This window comes from Granulicella cerasi (genome assembly GCF_025685575.1).
Taxonomy (GTDB): Bacteria; Acidobacteriota; Terriglobia; order Terriglobales; family Acidobacteriaceae; genus Granulicella; species Granulicella cerasi.
In genome coordinates this window covers 367,267-387,989 of record NZ_JAGSYD010000001.1, presented here as the reverse complement: position 1 = coordinate 387,989, position 20,723 = coordinate 367,267, and the positions used below count along the sequence as shown (strand labels likewise).

Genomic DNA, 20,723 nt, shown 5'->3' with positions numbered 1-20,723 from the left:
TCCACACCGAACGACTGCTACGACCTTCTTAGTACTTCCTTTTGAGCTTGTTTTTAGAAGCCTCTCTCGCCAGGCAGCAGGGTTCGCGCCTTGCTCATCCAACCCACAGAACGCCGTCATAATCCACAAGCCTGAAAGACTCGCGGAAATCGCTCGCACAGCCTAGAATCAAGCCATCAACGCTCTGTAAAGCAGGGAGAATCGCATCGTGTCTACAGCCGCACTTACGCCCGACCTTCAAGCCCCCACCGGCAACCTCGACATCACGGTCAGCCGAGCCGAGCTTCTGCGGGAACTCACCGCAGCGCAGTCCGTCGTCGAGCGCAAGACCACCATCCCGATCCTCTCGAACTTTCTCTTCGAGGTTTCGGACGAAGGCGTGCTCACCATCACCGCCACCGATCTCGACCAGTCGCTGAAGACCTCGTGCCCGGCTCGCGTCAAGAAGTCCGGCGCCTGCACCGTGCCCGCACGCAAGCTCTACGACTACATCAAGCTGCTGCCCGAGGGTGACATCTCCATCAAGCTGCAGGACAACCACTGGGTGCAGATCCGCGCTGGCCGCTCGAACACCAAGATGGTCGGCATGGCGCGCGCAAACTTCCCGGCGGTGCCTGAGTTCCCCGGCGTTGGCGTCTTCAAGATCAACGCTGCGAACCTGCGCAACATGATCTCGAAGACCATCTTCGCGATCTCGAACGAAGAGTCGCGCTACACGCTGAACGGCGCGCTGCTGGTGCTCAAGGCCGAGTCGATGGCGATGGTGGCGACCGATGGTCATCGCCTCGCGCACATCGAAAAGACCGGCGAGAACATGGAAGTCTCCGGCGAAAAGAAGACGCTGATCCCGCGCAAGGCGCTGGCGGAGTTGATGTCGCTGCTGAACAACTCCGACGCTGAAACGCTTGAGTTTGCCGACGACGACCAGACGCTCTTCTTCCGCATCGGTGGCCGCGTGCTCACCAGCCGCAAGCTCACCGGCCAGTTCCCGAACTACGAAGCTGTGCTGCCGCGCGACAATACGAAGTTCGTCATCGTTCGCTCGGAAGACCTGATGGGTTCGATCCAGCGCGTGGCGCAGTTTGCAGACGAGCGTTCGGGCGCGATCAAGATTCGTCTGGAGCAGAACGAGCTGAAGCTCTCCGCGCAGTCCACGGACGCGGGCGAGTCCGAAGACATCATCGAAACGCCGTATAACTACGATCCGCTCGTGGTGGGCTTCAACTCCAGCTATCTCGTGGACTTCTTGAAGGCCACCGGCAACACCGGCGAAGTTCGCCTCGAGTTCAAGGACGCCCAGTCCGCCGGCCAGATGCGCCCCGAAGACGGCAACGAGGAAGTGAAGTACCGCTACATCCTCATGCCGATGCGCATCTGATCGCAGCTCACACGCAACAAGAAAGCCCGCTCGAAGTGAGCGGGCTTTTCTACGCTTGAGTCGCGATTAGAACTGCTGGAAATTAGAACTGCAGGAAGGTGATACCGACAACCGTCGCAACGGCCGCAGCGCCTAACTGGATCCAACGTGCATACGACCTCGCCATGAGCGGCGTACGCTTCACCGGCGCCTGTACGCCGTCGGTACCGAAGAGCGTTACAGGGCCGCGTCCGTGCAGCGACTCGATGACATCGCCTTGAATCTTAGACATCTCAAAGTAGGGCATCAGGCCGCGACGATACCAGCCTTCTACACGCACGCGTTCGCCGATGAAGCTATCGGCCTTGGAGAGTGCGAAGACGAAACGTCCGAAGGGAATGGAAGAGCGATAGAGCAGGAACATCATGCCTGTGTCATCGCGCAGCACCAGGTCCGGGCTCCAGAACGCTCCGGGGTTTCCGTGGCCGATCACTTCACCCTCCAGCACGACCGCACGTGAGCGCATCTGCGAGACATCAAGGTCTTCCAGCAGCGTTTCCACCTTCGCCGGCGTAAAGTTGCCGCGATAGCGATACATGATCTTGATCGCCCAGGTGATGCCCATCGAGATCAACATCCAGCCCACCAGATGGACCGGAAGATTGAGCCCCATCTTTTCAAGCGATCGCGCCACCCAGAAGTAGGAGACGAGCAGGAAGCCCAGCACCAACGGTGCCGACCAGATCGCAAACTCTATGGGGAAGCCGATCCAACGCATCCCGTTTGTGGCAGGCAGCGGATACTGAACCGGCTGGTTGTTCTTCTCCGCGATACGATTCAGAGCGCGCAGTCGCAGCGCCGTCAGCGGATGTGTCGAACCGAGCTCATAGAAGCGAGCCCAAGGGTTCACAAGATCCCACTTCATCACGCGCGCCGTCGCGGCGGGGTCTTCGTACCCAAGCGCCAGCGCTGACTGGTCCGAGACCGAGGCGATGCCCATAATCCCTAGCGCCTGACCTGCTTGCAGCAAACGCTTGCTCTGCTTCTTCTCCGACGAGTCGCCTTCCTTCTCCAGACGACGAAGTTCTCCGCGATACTTCACCATGCCGTAAGCAATCTTCACCAGGGCCGATGAAAGAGCTGGCGCGTCTCCGGTAATCTCCGCCGAGAAAGCGTCGGCTCCATACTCACGCGTCCGGTTCAGCAGCAGCACCATAAACTGTCCGATCCAATAAGCGACGTACGCGCAGTAGCTCACGATGCGCCCCTGGTTGTTCATGCGATCCGTCCATAGGTAGATCTGATAGAGCAACATCGGTGCAACCGCCGCCAGCGTCATCGCGGCGAAATCATAGTGTGCAATGTGGCCCAACTCATGCGCGAGCACGGCCTTCACCTCTTCCGGTGAGAGGATGTTCAGCAGCCCGCGCGTGACGACAACACGTGCATCCTTCTGTAGACGGCCAAAGGCGAATGCGTTCGGCGTCTCGCTTTCAATGATGCCCAGATTGGGCATCGGCATGTTTTGCGCGGCGCACACCTCGCGCACGAACTCCACGTACTCCTGCGGGATATCGCCTTCATACCAGCCGATGTTGTAGAAGCGCTCGATGAGCCACGGCGAGATCGCGTACTGCACTCCAGCCAGCACCAGCACGAATACCAGGCCCGACCACACAGGCGCATGTTGGTGCAACAGAAACACGTCGCCCAGGACGAAAACGAAGCCATACAACGCCACAAGAATCAGCAAGGAACGGCTGAGGAAACTCATAGGAACACTCCACCGGCTATGTTTGGAAAACTATGTTGGACAGATGCGCCCATCATACCCGCACTGTGACGCTGCGGCATGAAAATCCCCACTCCGTCGTCGCAGCGGGCACAGAAAAGCAGCCTTCATTAGCCGCGGTCTATGCGCACGGCATCCAACTCCCTCGAGGCGCAACCAGCGCGCGAGGGAGTTTTGCTTTATGGCAGTGAAGACAGAGAAGCATGTAGTGCGTGGAGTCCTTGCAGGCATCGCTGGCGGCCTCGTTGCGGCGTGGATGATGAATGAGTTCCAGGCAGGCCCGGGCAAGGCACTTACCCGCGCCGTGAACACGCCGCAAGAGAACGCAGATGCCGCGCTGCATGAGGGCGAGCCCTATCAGGACGCCACCATGAAGACGGCCGACACCCTCACCGAGCTCGCCACCGGCGGACGCCACCTCACCTGGGAGCAGCAGGAGCGCGGCGGCCCCATCGTGCACTACGCCTTCGGAGCCATCATGGGCGGCCTGTACGGTGGTCTCGCCGAACTCTGCAGCACTGCAAGCGCAGGTTACGGGACAGGCTTCGGCTCCGCACTCTTCGTGGGTGCTGACGTCCTCGGCGTGCCTGCGCTGGGTCTCGGTGCGTGGCCCGACGAGTACCCCATGCACACACTCGCCACGCCCTATGCGGCGCACCTCGTCTACGGAGCGACGACGGAGCTTGTACGTCGCGCGGTTCGCAAGGCTCTTTAAGCATGCGGTTGGGAGATTCGCTTCTCTCTGATAGAGTTCTCCCAACCCATCATGGCTACGACACCTTCGCTGAGCTTTGACAAAGCTGTCTATGAAGGCGATCCCGCGCCGCCGGACGCCTGCGCTTACTGTGGCCGTGCCACGCCGAACGAATACTTCCGCATTTCCGGTCATCTGGCCTGTTCGCCCTGCGCGCAACGGGCCGAGTCGCTCGTTCCGCCCGACTCTCATAAGGCCTTTACACGTGCGTTGCTCTTCGGCGCCATCGCTGCCGTGCTCGGCTGTATCGCCTATGCGCTCTTCGGGATCGTTACCGGCATATCGTTGGGCTGGGCGGCGATCGGTGTTGGTTTCGTCGTAGGGTTCTCGATGAAAAAAGGCTCACGCGGACTTGGTGGCAAGCGCTACCAGATCGCTGCGGCTTTGCTCACGTATGCGGCGATCGCCGTGGCCTTCGTGCCGATCGCTCTCCATCAGGTAAACGAGCACAGGGCACAAGATGCGACCCAGCGAGCGGAGGCGAGGGCAGGTAAGACCGCTGAAGCGGACGCGCGTAACGGCACTCCACAGCACGCGCAGGCGGATGTACCGACAGGTATAGGAGGCTTCCTCAAGGCTTGCGCACTGTTGTTAGGTATCGGACTTATCTCACCGTTCCTGACGTTTACGGCGTCAGTAGGCAGCGGTCTCATCAACCTCTTCATCACCTTCCTCGGGATACAAATGGCGTGGAGACAGATGGTCAGTCCACGACCAGAGATCGAAGGGCCGTTCTACAACAACGAGCTAACGACGAAAGCCTCGCTATAGCGAGGCTTTCGGCTTTCATGGTGTGGAGGAATGACGATGACGCCAGCCACCCGCCATTAGCTCACAGCCGGATCACGACACCCGCACCAAACGTCTGCAACGTGTGCTTGGTGCCGTTGCCGGTCCAGAGCTGACCAACGCCGTACTCCAGACGCGTCGCTACATGCGGGAAGATCGTGATGTCGCCGCCGAACTGGAACTGATACGCGCCATGCGTGTCCTTGTTGGTCTGCTTGCCATTGTTCGTACCTACAATGCCCAGCTCCACCTGCGCATACGGACGGAACGGCAACGCCAGCGTGTTGATCTCCAACCGCGGACCGATCAGTGCGCCAGCCATCTTGTTGCCGTAGGGCGTCGAGTTTGCCGAGTTCTCAATGATGCCGCGTGCATCGAAGCCAAAGCCGATCGGCCCTGAGTGATACGGCTCATCGCTCAAGCCAAAGGTGCCGCCCAGCGCGTTCATGCCGCCAACCTGGTTGCCGGCTGTGTTCGCGCCAACGCCTACACCGGAGTAGTGGCCCAGCGAGAACATCGCATACGGAGCCCACTGCGCGCGTGCCTGCGAAGCCGAACCCAACACCAGCATCGCCATCACAAACATCCAAAGTTTCATCTTCATGGCGCGCAGCCCTCCCATCGTTCTTCTTGATACTGCATGATTGGACGCGCAAAATCCGCGCAGCGTCCACGCAGGGAACCACGATGAGAAATGGGGAAAACGAAAAATCAGCGGCTTACGAGCGCGCTGTACGACGCTTCGTCGCGATCTGACGCGTATAGAGCACCGCGAGATAGCCCAGCGCCGCCACGCCTACGACAACGCCTACAGGGAAGCCGATGAGCTTGTACGCATGGTCATACGGCGGAACGCGATGCGTGAACATCTGCTCCAGCAGCATCGCGACGATGGCCACAAAGGTCGTGAGGAAGAAGGCGGCAAAGCCAGTCGCCAAACCCATCAACAGGGACTGGAACCAACCGAGGTCGCCCATCGGAATGCCGAAGATAGTGCCTTCGGCGCGTGCACGCTCGACATGGTTTGCGCTAGCCATACTCAGCTAGAATAACGCGAATGGCGGAAGTGGGCCCAATGACGAACCTTGTACGTGCGCAGGAAGTGGCCCGCGATGCCGAAGTACGGCAGTCGCCCAATGGCGTGAGCTTTGCCACTTTTGGCGAAACCGGCGTGCCCGCAGTGGATCTCGACTCGATGCTGCAGGCCGTACCCACCAGCATCAGTGCGTCGCTCGAGGCCAACACCTACTTCTTCGTGCCGCTCGCGATGCGCGAAGCGGACACGATCATTGACTCGCCGCGCACACAGAAGACCGACGAATCTGCACTCGTCGCGCCCGCGTACACCGATGATCTGAGCACCGGTGCCATCTGCCATCGCAACGTCGAACTCGGCAGCGGTCGCCGTGGCGTCTTCATCTCCACACGTCTCATGCAGGACCGTTTCGCGCTGAGCTTCGAGTTCTTCATCAACGTCGCGCATGCATACGTCGACGTTGCCGGTATCCCCGAACGCTTCAGCGAACTCGCCTGGCAACAGGCGCTCGCGAACGTCAAAGGCGAGACGAGTTTCGATGCCTGGGAAGCGCGCCAACTCACCTTTGGTCGTTCAGTAGTCTTTGAGCCGGAGCCGCTGCGTGCGTCACGCGCGCTTGCCTCGAAGCGTGTGCGCGCCTTCTCCACGGCGAAGCCCGCAGTCGTTGATCTGAATGCGAACGCAGAGCCCGCCAGCATCGATGAGAAGGAGAAGAAGATCTTCCTCGAGACGGCTTTCTCCGACGCGGTCGCGGTGTTCCTGCTTTCGCTCGCGCTGGACTTCGACTACTCGGAACTTCGCGAACGAGAGTATCCGCTGCTCGCTCCCGGCGCTCTCGCCGAGCGTCTGCGCCTCTGCGCGGAACTCTTCCCGCCGAACGCAGGCTATGAATTCTCCGTGCGCTATCGTCGTCGCGCGTAGCTAGCGAACGGCGCTCATCGCCGCGCGGAAGAGCTTCTCGAACTCACCCGCAATGCTCGCGTCCTTTGCGGCTGTCTCGACGGCCTTCTGCGCCGTGGGACGCAGATAGCCGAGGTTCACCAGCGCCGACAACACGTCGTCCGCCACAGCGCCCAGAGAAGGCACGACTTCGCCCGCAGGGGTATAGCCCTGCATGTCGTCGAGCTTGTCCTTCAACTCGAGCACGACACGTTCAGCGGTCTTCTTGCCGATGCCGGGAATCTTCGTGAGCGTCGCATGATCGCCGCCGCGAATCGCGCCTACGAGCCGCTCCGCAGAGATGCCGCTCAGCACCGTGATCGCAAGCTTCGGCCCAATGCCGGAGATCGTCAGCAGCTTCTCGAAGAGCCGCTTCTCCTGCAGCTCCGAGAAGCCGAAGAGCGAGAAGGCGTCCTCGCGCACATGCGTGTGCACATGCAGCTTCGCTTCGCTGCCTTCTGCGCCGAGATCGGTGAATGTCGCCACGGACACAGCAAGCTCATACCCCACACCCGCGCACTCCAGCACAACAGCGTTAGGGGACTTGAAGAGAAGCGTTCCGCGAAGATGAGCAATCATGCGTTGATTGTAAGAGACGCGCTACACCAGGCGCACAGGTGCAGCGTACTTGCTCAACGTGCGGTCGGCTGTAAGCAGCGTCAGCCCTTCGACAAGGCACTGCGCGACCAGCATGCGATCAAACGGATCGCGGTGAACATGCGGCATCGTGCGTAGCGCCATCGCATGCTTGCTCTGCACATCAAGCTCCTGAAAGCCGTGCTGCAAGAGGCCGAGCCGAAGAGGTTCGGGATCGATCGTGAAGTCTTTGCGCTGCAAAGCAAACTTGGTCGCGACTTCCCAGATGCTTGCGACGCTGAAGAAGAGTTCGTGGTCATCGCTTTCGAGCAGACGTCGTGCCTCTCGTGGCAGTTCCTTCGCGTCCGTCGCAAACCAGAGAAGGATGTGAGTATCCGGAAGAAGCTTCATTTGGAGAACTTCTTCGGGTTGCCGTAGAACATCTCTTCAATGTCCTTCTCAAAAGGCTTCTTGATATCCTTCGGCATCTTGAAGCCGTAGTCCTTCAAGAACCCCGCTTTGCGCTTCGGTTTTTCAGGAGCGACAAACGCACTCAAGCGCACGGCAGGCTTGCCTGCGCGCGCGATGATCACCTCTTCGCCAGCTTCCACCATCTGGATCAGCTTTGAGAGGTTTGTCTTGGCTTCGTGAATGTTGACGGTCGTCATTGCCATGCGCACAGGTTAGCCTAGCTAAGTTAGCTAAGTCTATCGGTGTTCGGCGACAAATGTATCGAAGATCACCTGACGCATCTGCGCGGTGAGCGTTTCGGCGTCCTTCGTCGTGAGCCCGGCCGTCGAAATCGGCTCGCCAACAATCAGCTTCAACGGACGCGGATGCAGCGCGTAGACATGGATCGGCAGCAGCTCATACGTTCCCACCAGCGTGAGCGGGACCAGCGGCACCTGCGCCTTGATTGCCATCCACGCAGCGCCTGCAAGCATGCTTTGCAATTCGCCCGTGGCCGCGCGACCGCCCTCAGGGAAGATCACCAGCGGCAAGCCCGCATCGAGCGTCTTGACGCCACGCGCCAGCGAGGCCACGCCTGCACGCGCCGAGCTTTGATCGATCGGCACCTGTCCGGAACGGTTCAAGTACCAGCCGATGAAAGGAATCTTCCAGAGCGGCGCCTTTGCCATGATGCGGTACTGGAACGGCAGCTTCGCAAAAAGTACCGGCGTGTCGTAGTAGCTCAGGTGGTTGGACGCGTAGACCGCGCAGCCGAGTCCCTTCAATCGCTCGCCGTTCACGACTTCCACGGGTGAGAGTGCAATCTTCAGCAGCAGCCGCGCCCACTGCCGTGCGATCCAATGCTGCTGGCGCCCCGACTTGTCCCATAGACCTGCGATCAGCGAGATCGTGCCGAAGAACGTTGTTGCCAGCGCGATCAACGGCATCAGCAGCAGATACGTCGTCCACTTCCAGAACGGAGGCGGCATCTTCGGCTGGTGCGTGGGTTTCACGTCGATGGGTTGGGTCGCTTGGGGCACTGTCTCTATCGTACTTTCTCTTCCATCAGCAGCGCGCGGATCTCAGCCACGAGGAAGATGCTGCCCGTCACCACGATCACACCGTCGCGCGGCGTGACGTCTTCCGCCTGCTTCAACGCAGCGGGCACGTGAGGCGCTCCGTGCGCGGGTACGTCGAGCTCATGCGCCGCGGCGAGCAGTTCATCCACGGTTGCGGCACGTACGTTCTGAATCGGCGCGAGCACGACGTGGTCGCCCTTGCGTTCGGGGTCGCTCGACGAGGAGTCGAAGAGCGGAAAGAGTACGCGCGCAAGGTCCGCAATCGGCTTGTCATGCAGCGCAGAGAAGAGCAGCGTGCGCGGCATCGACTCCGGCAGATGCGACAACGCATCGCGCAGCGTCCACGCTCCTGCAGGGTTGTGCGCCACATCAAGCAGCATGGCTGCACGACCGCCGCGCGCAGGAATCCACTCCAGGCGTCCGGGCCACACGGTCTCACGAATCCCCGCTTCGATCGCGGCGTTTGTGATCTGCGTAAAGCCATGGTTGGCGCGCAGCTCCAGCGCGGTTGCGATGGCCAACGCAAGATTGCGCTGCTGATGCACGCCACGCAGCGGCGAGTTCACGAGGATCGGCTCACCATCAATCGCGACGGCATATTTGTTGCGCGGCAGCGGCGAATACTCGTCTGCGATGCCGCCCGTCGCCATCAACGAACGCGGCGGCAGGCAACGCGCCGCATCCACGCCGCGCACGCCGAGGCTCATCGCCACCTCGCCGATCGCAGCATTCGCTTCCTGATGCTGCGAGAGCGTGACGAGCACGCCATCCTTGCGCAAGATGCCGGCCTTCTCGCGCGCAATTTCGGTGATCGTGTTGCCGAGGAACTCCGTGTGGTCGATGCCGATGTCGGTGATGACCGAGATGATCGGCTCGACAGCATTCGTCGCATCGAGACGGCCGCCAAGGCCGACTTCCAGCACCGCGAGCTCGATCTTCTGCTCGGCAAAGTAGACAAATGCCGTGGCGGTGAAGAACTCAAAGAAGCTCGGCATGTGCGGCAGCTTGCCTTCACTCACCAGATTCTCGGCGGCGCTCCAGGCGCGGCCAAACGCGTCGCCGAACGCTTCATCCGGGATCTCGACGAGCTTCGCGCCGTCGCTGACATGGATACGCTCGTTGACGCGCAGCAGATGCGGCGAGGTGTACCAGCCGGTCTTCAGCCCTGCATGGGCGGCGATCGACGCAAGCGTGGCGGTCGTCGAGCCCTTGCCGTTGGTGCCAGCCACCAGCACGCTCGGAAAGCTCGTTTCTGGCGAGCCGAGCTCGGCCAGCAGCACGCGGATGTGATCCAGTGAAAACTTTCGCGGCGGCATTCCAGCACCGCCATCGGCGGCGCGTCCCGTGCGGACTTCGGGGCCAAGACTGGCCAATTTTTCGAGTGCTTCAGCGTAGGTCATCGTGATACCGTTTGCGTAACGTTACTTTCCTTGTACTCCGTCAAGGAAACTCTATCTGTTTTCTCGGCGGAAGGAACGTGCGCTCGCTATTCTGAGCAGGCAGAGCGAATCCAGCAACTCGCTTCTGAAAGTAGACGTCTTCATGTCGGCCGCCAACCTCCACCAACTCGCAGTGCTCTTTGGCTTCTTCGGAATCCTCTTCAGCCCCGTCGCGTCTGCGACCTGGGTGAGCATGCGTTGGGACAAGGCTGAGGCCGCCTACATGCGCTTTGAGGCGCAGGTGGCGCGCATGCTGGAGCCGAACGCGAAGACTGTGCCCGGCAACCTCTGCATTCGCCCATATGCTTCGTGGGCTGCCTTCCACATCGAAGCCGAGCCGCTCGAGTCAGCGTCAGAGTTCCGTCTGCGCGTGTTCGGCAACGGCAAGCTGGCCGCTGCTGCCAAGCAGTCGCAGACCATCGCCGCGACCGTCGAAGTACCGCAGATTCAGACCGTCGCTGCTTAGGCTCCCCCGCAAAATCCACCCCGCCCGCTTCAATTCTGCTGCGAGTTCGTCTTGCGAGAAGGACAGCCGAAATGGCTCGCCGACTTGCGCGACACGGGCACTCATGCTGTCGCGTTGAAGCTGCTCCTCGGGCGAAAGCAGCTCGCGATGCAGCGCGTAGTCGAAGACGAGTTGACTACCTGCGGGCAGCTTGCCGAGTGTGTTGATCGTCGCGCGGAAACCTGCGTCGGTGAGGTAGGGCACCACACCGAGCCACGCAATCACCGTCGGCTGATCGAAGCGAAAGCCGGACGCGCGCAACCGTTCTTCCAGCGAGTCGTGCTCGAAGTCCACGGCGACATGATGCGCGTTCGCGGGCGTTTGAATGTGCGCGTTGGCAAGACACTCAAACTTCCAAAGCTGCGTTGCCGGATGATCGACTTCAAAGACCTGCACGCTCTCGTGCGGGTTGCGATACGCGAAGGTGTCGAGCCCGGCGCCGAGCACGAGGTACTGCTGCGCCACGCCCTTCGCCACGCTTGCAGCGAGCAGGTCTTCTGAAAGCTTGGAGCGCGCAACCATCCACGCGCGCAGGCCACCGGAGTGCGGCTTGCGGCTCTTGTCGGGAATCTTCGTCAGCTCCTGCCGCTGCGCAGGCGGCAAGATGCACACGGCGAGCGGATCCTCAAACACCAGCGGCTTGTCGTCGTGTAGCTGATGCGCGGCGCGGCGCAACGCCACACGCAGCGCGGTCTTTGAAGGCTGTGCGTGAATCATCTCTTCCAGAGTAACGGGTGTCCCAAGGCGCGAACGGGTGCCCCAGGTCTCGCTCTTGAGACCTGGGTTCGCAGGGTATCTCTGTCACGACAGATGGTGCGACAGCTCGATGCTTGAGATGTGGGTTACCAGAGAGGTTTGCGGAGATCGACGAACGGGCGGAGCGAGCATTCTCGTTCTCCCACGTCTCTAAAAGTCGAGACGTGGGGCACCCGGCGTTGGTGGTTATTCGAGAGGGGACATCCTGCATCGGTGGTTATTCGAGAGGAGCAGGGACTCGCTGCAGGACTGGCAAAAGAAGAACGGCGCGACCGAAGCCGCGCCGTCCCTCGCATTTGTTCCGCGGTTTATGCCGCAGACTTCGCGCCGAGCATCCACTGGAAGGCGTTCGCCAGATAAGCCTTCAAATCCTTGCGCGAAACCACCGCGTCGAGGAAGCCGTGCTCCAGCAGAAACTCCGAGCGCTGGAAGCCCTCAGGCAGCTTCTGGCGAATCGTCTGCTCGATTACGCGCGGTCCCGCAAAGCCAATCAGCGCGCCCGGTTCAGCGATGTTCAGGTCGCCAAGCATCGCAAAGCTGGCGGTCACGCCACCGGTGGTCGGGTCGGTCATCAGCGAGATGTACGGCACTTTCTCGTCGTCCATCTTCGCGAGCCCGGCAGATACCTTCGCAAGCTGCATGAGGCTGGCGATGCCTTCCATCATGCGCGCGCCGCCCGAAGCAGAGACGATGATCAGCGGCTTCTTCTCCGCCAGCGCACGGTCCACCGCGCGAGCGATCGTCTCACCCACTACCGCGCCCATCGAGCCGCCAATAAACTCAAACGCCATTACGCTCAGCACCACAGGCTGACCGTTGATGGTGCCCACCGCGTTGAGGATCGCGTCGTTCATGCCGGTCTTCTTCTGCGCCTGCTTCAAGCGGTCCTTATAGGGCTTGAGGTCGCAGAACTCCAGCGGATCCGTCGTGACGAGGTCGCCGTCCACCATCTGGTAGCCTTCGTCGAGCAGCAGCGCGATGCGCTGGCGTGCGTCGATGCGGAAGTGCTTGCCGCAGTTGGGGCAGACGTTCATGTTGGCCTCGAGATCAGCCTTCCAGAGCGTCTTGTTGCACTGGTCGCACTTGATCCAAAGCCCCTGCGTGCGGACTTCGTGGTCCGGCGTGGGAACGATCTCATGGTCCTGGCGTTTAAACCAACTCATCGGCTGGAAGCACTCCTCTTCGGCCCGGTGAGGCCGTTGTCCATTGTATCGAAGCGTGGCTTGCCGAGGTATCGTAGGCAGTCAAAAGCAAGAGCCTTGACGCAGAGAGCGCAGAGTTCGCGAAGGTGCGCCACGGTAGCGGAAGCCGCCACAGAAGCCGTCGCGGTCCTTTGCGGTCGTCGCGTCCTTTGCGTCAAGGCTCTCCTTCAGGCCTCCTGTAATCCGCCCAGAGGCCGATTTCGCTGCACTCAGGCAGATTCCGCCCCGCCTTGATGCCAGCGAATCCGATATCCTTAGAAATTGATGAGTGACATGATCCAAGTCCAGCTTCCTGACGGCTCGGTGCGCGAAGTTGCGCGCGGAACGACGCCGTTCGATATCGCCTCGAGCATTTCGCCTCGCCTTGCCTCCGCCGTCGTGGTCGCGCGCGTGCGCCCGCTCACGACCGTCGCCACGACCGAAGACGCTGACACCGAAGCCAAGGCCGAGCAGAGCGAAGAAGCCATGTACGGTGGCGAAACCACCGGCGAGCGCATCGTCGACCTCAAGGCTCCGCTGACCGAAGACGTCGCGCTCGAGCTGCTGAAGGAGACTGACCCTGCAGCGCTTCGCGTCGTGCGCCACTCGGCCGCTCACGTCATGGCGACGGCGATCCTCGAACTCTTCCCCGAGACGAAGCTCGGCCACGGCCCCGCCACCGACAACGGCTTCTTCTACGACGTGTACCGCGAGGTGCCGTTCACCGAAGCCGACCTCGCTGCCATCGAAGCACGCATGGCCGAGGTCGTCGCGCGTGATGAACCGTTCGTGCGCGTGGACGAAACCCGCGAGCAGGGACTCGAAGAGTACGCCGCCAAGGGCGAGTTCATGAAGCTCCACTTCATCGAGCGCTTCACCAGGCCTGGCGACACCATCTCGCTCTACAAGAACGGCGAGTTCACCGACTTCTGCCGCGGACCGCACGTACCCAGCACCGCACGCGTGAAGGCGTTCAAGGTGATGTCGATCGCTGGCGCCTACTGGCTCGGCAACGAGAACAACCAGCAGTTGCAGCGCATCTACGGCACGGCGTTCTTCTCGCAGAAGGACCTGGACGCGCACTTCAAGCACCTTGAAGAGATCAAGGCGCGCGACCATCGCGTGCTCGGCAAGCAGCTCGACCTCTTCAGCATTCAGGAAGTCGCCGGCGCGGGCCTCATCTTCTGGCACCCGAAGGGCGGCCTCATCCGCAAGACGATGGAAGACTGGATGCGCGACGAGTGCGTGCGCCGTGGCTATCAGCTTGTGTACACGCCGCACATCATGCGTCGCGAGCTCTGGAAGATCTCCGGCCACGAAGGCTTCTACTCGGAGAACATGTACCCGCCGATGGAGCTGGACGATGCCGAGTATCGCCTGAAGCCCATGAACTGCCCGGGCCACATCCTCATCTACAAGTCAACGCCGAAGAGCTACCGCGACCTGCCGCAGCGCTACGCTGAGCTTGGCAACGTGTACCGCTACGAGCGTTCGGGCACGATGCATGGCCTGCTGCGCGTGCGCGGCTTTACGCAGGATGACGCACACGTCTTCTGCACGCCCGAGCAGGTCGTCGGCGAAATTGAGGCTTGCCTCGACTTTGCCGAAGCTGTGCTGAAGACCTTCGGCTTCAAGGAGTATCGCGTCGAGCTTTCGACGCGCGATCCGAAGAAGCCCGGCGAGTTCGTTGGCACGGTCGAGGACTGGGCACGCGCTGAAGGCGCATTGAACGATGTGCTCAAGGGCCGCGGCCTCAACTTCCAGAGCTTCCCCGGCGAAGCCGCCTTCTACGGCCCGAAGATCGACGTGAAGCTCGTCGACGTTCTTGGCCGACTCTGGCAGCTTTCGACGGTGCAGTTCGACTTCAACCTGCCCAAGCGCTTCGAGATCGAGTACGTGGGCGAGGATGGCGAACGTCACCAGCCGGTGATGGTGCACCGCGCGCTGTTTGGCTCGGTCGAACGCTTCTTCGGTGTGCTCATCGAGCACTACGCGGGCTCCTTCCCTCTGTGGCTCGCGCCGGTGCAGGTGGGCCTGGTGCCGATCTCCAACGAGAAGCATCTCGCCTACGCCGAGGAGCTGAAGACGCGCCTCGAGGCCGCAGGCCTGCGCGTCGAACTCGACGCCAGCAACGGCAAGATGCAGGGCAAGATCCGCGACTTCGGCGTGGCGAAGGTGCCGTTCATCCTCGTCGTCGGCGACAAAGAAGCGCAGACCGATTCGGTCAGCGTCCGCACGCGCGGCAAGGGTGATCAAGGCTCGGCAACGGTCGAAGAGTTCATTGCTCGCGCCAAGCAACTCGTCACGGATCACTCGATGGAGCTGTAGTGCACCTTGATCTTCAACAACTCGAAAGCGCGGGCTACTGTATGGTGCCCGCGCTTTTGTCTGCGCACGAAGTTGCGGACCTCATCAAGATCATCGAGGTCCAAGCTCAGTCTGAACGCGGCCGTGGTGGTGTTCGTGATGTGCTCGACAACGTGCCCGCGTTACGCGCAATAGCCGATCACGCAAGCGTCCGTTCCGTCGTCAATCAAGTGCTCGGTGAAGATGCATTTCTTGTGCGCTCGATCCTCTTCGATAAAACGGACGCTGCGAACTGGAAGGTGCCGTGGCATCAGGATGTGACGATAGCAGTGCAGGAACGCCATGACGCCGCAGGTTACGGCCCGTGGTCACTCAAGCAAGGCGTTGTGCATGTGCAGCCTCCAACGACGGTGCTCGAGCAGATGCTTACGGTGCGCATTCATCTGGATCCATGTCCATCAAGCAATGGAGCGTTGCGTGTGATGCCTGGCACGCACAAGCTTGGACGTATTGATCAAGACCTCGCCCCCGATTATGTGAGGGAGCCAGAGACGGTTACATGTGAGGCTGTTATTGGCGAAGCTCTCGTAATGCGTCCACTACTTCTTCATGCTTCCTCTGCATCGACACAACCAGCGCATCGTCGCATACTGCACTTCGATTTCGCAAATGCAGTATTAGCGGATGGCCTAGCTTGGAATATGCGGAGCAGAGCTTAGTGCAGACCGTTACGCTCACAACGAAGATCGCAGCGCCCATCGAGCGCTGCTTTCTTTTGTCCTTGTCGATTGATCTGCATCAACAGAGCGCGAGCGCAACCGGCGAGCGTGCCATCGCTGGTGTGACGCACGGCATCATCGGTGCGAATGAAACCGTGAAGTGGCGCGGCAAGCACTTCGGTCTCTGGCTCACGCATACGACGATCATCAGTGGCTACGAGAGTCCGCGCTGGTTTCAAGACTCCATGATGCACGGTCTCTTCAAGAGCTTCGTACATGATCACTACATCGAACCGCAGAGAGATGGGTCGACGCTCATGCGGGATGAGTTGAGCTTCGCCGCACCGCTTGGTCTGCTCGGAACCCTTGTCGAGAAGATAGAATTACGCGAACACATGCGTTCCTTCCTGATCGAGCGCAATGATGTGATTCGGCGCGTGGCCGAATCCGGCGACGAGTGGCAGCAGTATCTTCCTCCTGCACTCTAGCCGCTATTGCGGCAGCTTCACGCGGACAATCTCATACGGTGGCTGTCGCAGATCGTGCCCGCCGTTCATGCTCGGCAAGCGGTTGTACTGCCCGAGCGTAACGTAGAGATAACCGCCCTGCGCAAACAATCCGTCCGGCCAGCTCAGCCGATCATCATGCACGATCAACGTGAAGCGACCGTCCGCTTCACGACGGAGAAGACTGCGCTGATCGTATGCGCCGAAGAGCAGTCGCCCCTGCGGATCGCGAGCGAGGCCATCGGCCAGCGGACGCTCGCCGAGGTCCTTCACCGCAGCATCGAGTTGCGCCGCACTCGCGTTTGCATCCGCGAGCAGAGCTGTGGGGGCGGCCCATAGTTTGCGCCCGCTGATCGCCGTCCAATAGAGCGTCGCACTGTCTGCGCTTAACTCAATACCATCGGCTCCGCCTTGCGGCATCTCCGCGTGCTCCTTGTTGTAGCGATGCGGCCTGCCTTCGAGGTACGCGAGCAGTTGCGGATCAGCAGCCGTAAAGCGTGAGTGCTCGAAGAGGCGTCGCGCTTTGCCTGTGGCGACATCGACCACGACCAACGCAGGCTCATCTCCGAAGCTCGAGTCCGTGATGAAGACCGTGCCTTGCGCTCCATGCGTCAGGTCGACGCGCAGGTCATTCATGTGACTCTTCGGCAGCCAGACTCCCGAAGGGAGCGTCAACCATGCGATCACCTTGTTTGTCCCCGGATCAATGCCGACGACCTTCACCGCCCCGTTCACGATCGGCTTGCCCGCTTCTTTGCCATCGTCGATCAGCCATAGGCGGCCACGCGTATCCGTCGTCATGCCATGAACGCTCACGAGCCGCTTGGCTGGATCGGCGATGCCGGGCAACGAAATCTCGCGGTTGGGGTACGGCGTTAGCTTGCCGTCTTTATATTCGGCGAGCGTGGCCTCGTTGTGGTCCACATCATGCCGCGGGAATCCAAGAAACATCCGGCCGTCCGGCGTGATGGCGATGCCTGAAAAATCAGGATGCTCAATGCGAGCAACAACTTCCAGCGACGACGCTGTAGTTTGCGCAAGAGGCATTAAAGGCAGAGCAAGCAGAGAGCAGCAAAGCAGGCTGGCACGCAGCATAAAAACTCCTTGGGCTTTGTGATGCGATATGCACCGCAGAGGCTTGTCGCATCGTGCATCAGTGTCATCGTGTGCATCCAATGAAGTGTCATGTTTGAGATTCGCGACACCATCATGATTCAAGCCCCGATCGAGCGCGTCTTCGCGCTCTCGACCAATGTGGCCATCGTGCAACTCACGCTGGGCATGAAGCCCGTCGATGCGCCTGAGTCCATCGTCGCCAACAGCCGCGTGCATTGGCGTGGATGGAAGTTCGGTATGCCCACTGAGCATCACACGCTGATCACCGGGTACAAAGCGCCGCACCCCAGCGGCGACTGGATGAAGGCGTTCTTTCAAGACTCACAGGCGCAGGGCCGCTTCGCACACTTCCATCACGATCACTTCTTTACGCAGCACAAACGCGAAGCCAGCACGGTGCTCGAAGACCGCGTGCACTTCTCGCTCGCATGGTGGATGGGCAGCAAGCTCGCTGAACGCTTTCTGCTTGCGCCCTACATTCGACGCTTACTCTGGACGCGTTTCGCGTTGCTCAAGCAGCTTGCGGAAGGTGAAGGCTGGCGCGAGTACATCGCTGGCTAAGCCGCAAGCATCTCATCCAGCATGAAAGCTGTTCTGTTGCATGAGTACGGCAAGCCGAGCTTGCTGAAGTGGGAAGACGCCGAAGACCCCAAGCCAGGTAAGGGTGAGATTCTCGTTCGTGTACAAGCGGCGAGCGTGAACCCAGTCGACTTCAAGCGTCGCTCCGGCGCTGCGGCGGAGAAGTTTCCGGTACAGTTTCCGGGCATCCTCGGTCGCGACTTCGCCGGCGTGATTCGCGAGCTCGGCGAAGGCGTCGAGAACTTCGCTGTCGGTGATCGCGTCTTCGGCATGGCCTGGGAGACCTACGCCGAGCTGTGTGTGGTGAAGGCCGATGTGATCGCGAAGATCCCCGAAGGCGTGGACATTACCACCGCTGCTGCGATCCCTCTTGTTGCTGCAACAGGTGATCAGTTGATTCGCGACGCCGCAAAGGCACAGAAGGGCGATGCGATCGTGCTTACGGGCATGACCGGCAGCGTTGGTCGTTGCGCTGCATTCACCGCGAAGGAACTCGAGGTGAAGGTGATTGGCGGCGTACGCAAGAAGTCCCTCGATGAAGCGCGCGCTCTCGGAGCGGTGGATGCGATCGACCTCGAGGACGACAAGAGCATAGCGCTGCTAGGCTTTGTCGACGCCGTGGCGGACACCGTGGGTGGCGCCGCTGGCACCAAGCTCATCGGCAAGGTGAAGGCCGGCGGAAACTACGGCAGCATCGTTGGCGTGCCCAAGAACGCGTCGCTGCATCCCACGGTGAACACCTGCGCGATCATGGCGCATCCCGCGCCGGAGACGTACGTGCACTTCGCCGAAGCCATCCGCGATGGCAAGCTCTCGTTGCCGATCGAACGCGTGATGCCGATGACGGACGCGGCCGAAGCCCATGCCATGGCAGAGAAGGGCGGCGTGGGCAAGATTGTCCTCACCGCGTAAGCCCATCCAGCGTTATCCTTGAGCGCAACAGATACACACTCCCCCAAGCTCAAGGATGAGGACAACGCTGATGGTTTGTTTGGATTCGAAGTTCCGTGGACGTCGTGCGGTGGCCGCACTGGCGCTGGCCGCGATGTGCGCTCCCGTACTCGCGGTCGCGCAAAAGGCAGAGAAGGGTACCGAGCCCGGTGGCTACTACGCCGCGCAGCCTGCGGTCGAGAACATCGACCTCAACATGTATGCGCGCATCCGCGCAGAAGGCATGCAGCACGGCAAGGTGATGCAGTTTGCCTACGCGCTGATGGACGGCATCGGCCCGCGTCTCACCGGTTCGCCGAACCTCGCGAAAGCTAACGCCTGGACGCGGGACACGATGACCGGAATCGGCCTGAGCAACGCGCATCTCGAGGACTGGGGCGAGTTCGGCATGGGCTGGCAGCAGCTCAACACCTGGGCGCAGATGACCTCGCCTGATCCTGAGCCGCTGTGGATGCAGGCACTGCCGTGGTCGCCTTCCACCAACGGCACCGTCGATGGCGACATCTTTTACCTGCCGCTCACCGCGGACACGAACCTCGACAAGTTCAAAGGCAAGCTGAAGGGCAAGATCGTTCTGCTCGGCGCGATGCGCACGACGCCCGACCTTACCGAGCCGCTCTTTCACCGCTACACCGATGATGAGTTGAAGGCGATGACCGAGTTCAAGGCTAGCGATAGCGGTCCGCGCCTGATCAATGGTCAGACCTTTGAGCAGTACATGGCCGAGCGCATGAAGGCCGCAGAGCTTCGCAAGAATGCGCTGAAGATGATGGCCGAAGAAGGTGTGCTCGCGATCATCACGCCCAGCCGCGATGGCGGCAAGGGCGGCGGCACCGGCGTCATCTTCGACGACAACGGCAACATGCTTTCGCGCGATGGCTACAAGGTGGAAGGCAAGGTCACCATCCCCTGCGCTGTGATGATGATCGAGCACTACAATCGCCTCGCACGCATGTATGAGCACCACGTTGCCGTGCACGTAGCGGTGAACATCGAGACGCGCTTCACCGGCGATCACGAGCATGGCTTCAACACCGTCGCCGAGATCCCCGGCACGGACCCCAGGCTGAAGGACCAGGTCGTAATGGTCGGTGGCCATCTCGATAGCTGGATATCCGGCACGGGCGCGACCGACAACGGTGCAGGCTCCGTCGTCGCAATGGAAGCGATGCGCATCCTGAAGTCTCTCGGCGTTGCGCCGAAGCGTACGATCCGCATCGGTCTTTGGACCGGCGAGGAGCAAGGCATCTTCGGCTCGGCTGGCTACGTGAAGCAGCACTTCGGTGAGTTCGCCAAGGCCGCTACACCCGACGCTGCAGGCACGCCGAGCTTCATGCGTCGCAACTTCGGCCCGCTGCAGACAACGAAGGAGTGGGAGAAGCTCGACGCCTACTACAACGTCGACAACGGCACCGGCATGTTGCGCGGCATCTACACGCAGGGCAACTTCGCCATCGCGCCGATCTTTGCGCAGTGGATCGCTCCGCTGAAGGACATGGGTGTCACCACGGTGACGACGCGCAACACCGGCGGCACCGATCACCTCTCCTTCGACGCAGTGGGCTTGCCCGGCTTCCAGTTCATCCAGGACCCGATGGACTACGAAACGCGCACGCATCATTCGGACATGGACACGGTCGATCGCTTGCACGCGGCGGACCTCGAGCAGATGGCGATCGTCGAAGCGATCTTCCTCTGGAACACCAGCCAGCGCGAAGCGATGATGCCTCGCAAACCGTTTCCGCATCCTGAAGATGACACCAAGCTCGGCGCACCGCTGAAGGGGATCTACCCCAACGCAGTGGAAGAGTCGAAGTAAGGCAGTTGTAAGTTGTCAGTTCTACGTCGTAAGAGAAAGGCCGCCAGCGATGGCGGCCTTTCTTCGTTGAATC

22 protein-coding genes are annotated in these 20,723 nt (G+C 60.9%); 11 read left to right on the top strand and 11 right to left on the bottom strand.

Annotated features, from left to right (window positions below):
* Positions 1-208: 208 nt before the first annotated feature.
* On the top strand, positions 209-1,378 hold the full coding sequence (gene dnaN, locus OHL11_RS01530; RefSeq protein WP_263369710.1) for a DNA polymerase III subunit beta: 1,170 nt from the start codon (positions 209-211) through the stop codon (positions 1,376-1,378).
* 82 nt (positions 1,379-1,460) lie between these two features.
* Here the strand turns inward: dnaN and OHL11_RS01525 are convergent, their stop codons facing one another.
* A complete protein-coding gene (locus tag OHL11_RS01525) occupies positions 1,461-3,131 on the bottom strand; it encodes a zinc metalloprotease HtpX (RefSeq protein ID WP_263369709.1) in 1,671 nt (556 codons plus the stop codon).
* A 199-nt stretch (positions 3,132-3,330) separates the two neighbouring features.
* Here OHL11_RS01525 and OHL11_RS01520 point away from each other — a divergent pair, with 199 nt between their 5' ends.
* Both OHL11_RS01520 and OHL11_RS01515 read left to right on the top strand, forming a co-directional pair.
* The gene (locus tag OHL11_RS01520; RefSeq protein WP_263369708.1) at positions 3,331-3,864 is read left to right on the top strand and encodes a DUF1440 domain-containing protein; all 534 of its coding nucleotides are present in this window, start codon (positions 3,331-3,333) and stop codon (positions 3,862-3,864) included.
* A 51-nt stretch (positions 3,865-3,915) separates the two neighbouring features.
* Positions 3,916-4,674 (top strand): hypothetical protein, encoded by a 759-nt coding sequence (locus tag OHL11_RS01515; protein ID WP_263369707.1) that lies wholly within the window; start codon positions 3,916-3,918, stop codon positions 4,672-4,674.
* 61 nt (positions 4,675-4,735) lie between these two features.
* Here OHL11_RS01515 and OHL11_RS01510 read toward each other — a convergent pair whose 3' ends face one another.
* Entirely contained in the window at positions 4,736-5,296 is a 561-nt protein-coding gene (locus OHL11_RS01510) for a hypothetical protein (RefSeq protein WP_263369706.1), read from the bottom strand.
* A gap of 115 nt (positions 5,297-5,411) precedes the next feature.
* A complete protein-coding gene (locus OHL11_RS01505) occupies positions 5,412-5,729 on the bottom strand; it encodes a hypothetical protein (protein WP_263369705.1) in 318 nt (105 codons plus the stop codon).
* Positions 5,730-5,767: 38 nt separating this feature from the next.
* On the opposite strand from OHL11_RS01505, the gene OHL11_RS01500 reads away from it, so the two are divergent.
* Positions 5,768-6,649 (top strand): hypothetical protein, encoded by an 882-nt coding sequence (locus OHL11_RS01500; RefSeq protein ID WP_263369704.1) that lies wholly within the window; start codon positions 5,768-5,770, stop codon positions 6,647-6,649.
* Here the strand turns inward: OHL11_RS01500 and ruvA are convergent, their stop codons facing one another.
* The 5 genes from ruvA to OHL11_RS01475 are packed head-to-tail and all read right to left on the bottom strand — an operon-like array spanning position 6,650 to position 10,172.
* The gene (gene ruvA / locus OHL11_RS01495; RefSeq protein ID WP_263369703.1) at positions 6,650-7,246 is read right to left on the bottom strand and encodes a Holliday junction branch migration protein RuvA; all 597 of its coding nucleotides are present in this window, start codon (positions 7,244-7,246) and stop codon (positions 6,650-6,652) included.
* Positions 7,247-7,267: 21 nt separating this feature from the next.
* A complete protein-coding gene (locus OHL11_RS01490; RefSeq protein ID WP_263369702.1) occupies positions 7,268-7,654 on the bottom strand; it encodes a type II toxin-antitoxin system VapC family toxin in 387 nt (128 codons plus the stop codon).
* Positions 7,651-7,917, bottom strand: coding sequence for a type II toxin-antitoxin system Phd/YefM family antitoxin (locus OHL11_RS01485; RefSeq protein ID WP_263369701.1), 267 nt, complete (start codon positions 7,915-7,917; stop codon positions 7,651-7,653). The genes OHL11_RS01490 and OHL11_RS01485 overlap by 4 nt, the downstream gene beginning before the upstream one ends.
* Positions 7,918-7,950: 33 nt before the next feature.
* Positions 7,951-8,733 carry a lysophospholipid acyltransferase family protein gene (locus OHL11_RS01480; protein ID WP_263369700.1) on the bottom strand — a complete coding sequence of 261 codons (783 nt, stop codon included), beginning with the start codon at positions 8,731-8,733 and terminating at the stop codon, positions 7,951-7,953.
* A 5-nt stretch (positions 8,734-8,738) separates the two neighbouring features.
* Positions 8,739-10,172 carry a bifunctional folylpolyglutamate synthase/dihydrofolate synthase gene (locus OHL11_RS01475; RefSeq protein ID WP_263369699.1) on the bottom strand — a complete coding sequence of 478 codons (1,434 nt, stop codon included), beginning with the start codon at positions 10,170-10,172 and terminating at the stop codon, positions 8,739-8,741.
* A gap of 142 nt (positions 10,173-10,314) precedes the next feature.
* On the opposite strand from OHL11_RS01475, the gene OHL11_RS01470 reads away from it, so the two are divergent.
* Entirely contained in the window at positions 10,315-10,677 is a 363-nt protein-coding gene (locus tag OHL11_RS01470; RefSeq protein WP_263369698.1) for a hypothetical protein, read from the top strand.
* On the opposite strand, the gene OHL11_RS01465 is transcribed toward OHL11_RS01470, so the two are convergent.
* Together OHL11_RS01465 and accD are read right to left on the bottom strand one after the other, a co-directional pair.
* The gene (locus OHL11_RS01465; protein WP_263369697.1) at positions 10,564-11,433 is read right to left on the bottom strand and encodes a class I SAM-dependent methyltransferase; all 870 of its coding nucleotides are present in this window, start codon (positions 11,431-11,433) and stop codon (positions 10,564-10,566) included. The two genes, OHL11_RS01470 and OHL11_RS01465, sit on opposite strands and share 114 nt — an antisense overlap.
* A 347-nt stretch (positions 11,434-11,780) precedes the next feature.
* Complete coding sequence (gene accD / locus OHL11_RS01460; protein WP_263369696.1) at positions 11,781-12,635, bottom strand: acetyl-CoA carboxylase, carboxyltransferase subunit beta; 855 nt, start codon at positions 12,633-12,635, stop codon at positions 11,781-11,783.
* Between the two features lie 303 nt (positions 12,636-12,938).
* Here accD and thrS point away from each other — a divergent pair, with 303 nt between their 5' ends.
* The 3 genes from thrS to OHL11_RS01445 are packed head-to-tail and all read left to right on the top strand — an operon-like array spanning position 12,939 to position 16,167.
* Positions 12,939-14,981: a threonine--tRNA ligase gene (thrS, locus tag OHL11_RS01455; protein WP_263369695.1), complete on the top strand. Its 2,043-nt coding sequence runs from the start codon at positions 12,939-12,941 to the stop codon at positions 14,979-14,981.
* A complete protein-coding gene (locus OHL11_RS01450; RefSeq protein WP_263369694.1) occupies positions 14,981-15,679 on the top strand; it encodes a phytanoyl-CoA dioxygenase family protein in 699 nt (232 codons plus the stop codon). Before thrS ends, OHL11_RS01450 begins: the two co-directional genes overlap by 1 nt.
* Positions 15,679-16,167: an SRPBCC family protein gene (locus tag OHL11_RS01445; protein WP_263369693.1), complete on the top strand. Its 489-nt coding sequence runs from the start codon at positions 15,679-15,681 to the stop codon at positions 16,165-16,167. Before OHL11_RS01450 ends, OHL11_RS01445 begins: the two co-directional genes overlap by 1 nt.
* A gap of 3 nt (positions 16,168-16,170) precedes the next feature.
* Here the strand turns inward: OHL11_RS01445 and OHL11_RS01440 are convergent, their stop codons facing one another.
* Positions 16,171-17,280 (bottom strand): major royal jelly family protein, encoded by a 1,110-nt coding sequence (locus OHL11_RS01440; protein WP_263369692.1) that lies wholly within the window; start codon positions 17,278-17,280, stop codon positions 16,171-16,173.
* A gap of 90 nt (positions 17,281-17,370) precedes the next feature.
* On the opposite strand from OHL11_RS01440, the gene OHL11_RS01435 reads away from it, so the two are divergent.
* The 3 genes from OHL11_RS01435 (at position 17,371) to OHL11_RS01425 (ending at position 20,650) form a co-directional block, all read left to right on the top strand.
* Positions 17,371-17,862 carry an SRPBCC family protein gene (locus OHL11_RS01435; RefSeq protein WP_263369691.1) on the top strand — a complete coding sequence of 164 codons (492 nt, stop codon included), beginning with the start codon at positions 17,371-17,373 and terminating at the stop codon, positions 17,860-17,862.
* A 21-nt stretch (positions 17,863-17,883) separates the two neighbouring features.
* Positions 17,884-18,792: an NADP-dependent oxidoreductase gene (locus OHL11_RS01430; protein ID WP_263369690.1), complete on the top strand. Its 909-nt coding sequence runs from the start codon at positions 17,884-17,886 to the stop codon at positions 18,790-18,792.
* A gap of 70 nt (positions 18,793-18,862) precedes the next feature.
* A complete protein-coding gene (locus OHL11_RS01425) occupies positions 18,863-20,650 on the top strand; it encodes a M20/M25/M40 family metallo-hydrolase (protein WP_263369689.1) in 1,788 nt (595 codons plus the stop codon).
* Positions 20,651-20,723: the final 73 nt, after the last annotated feature.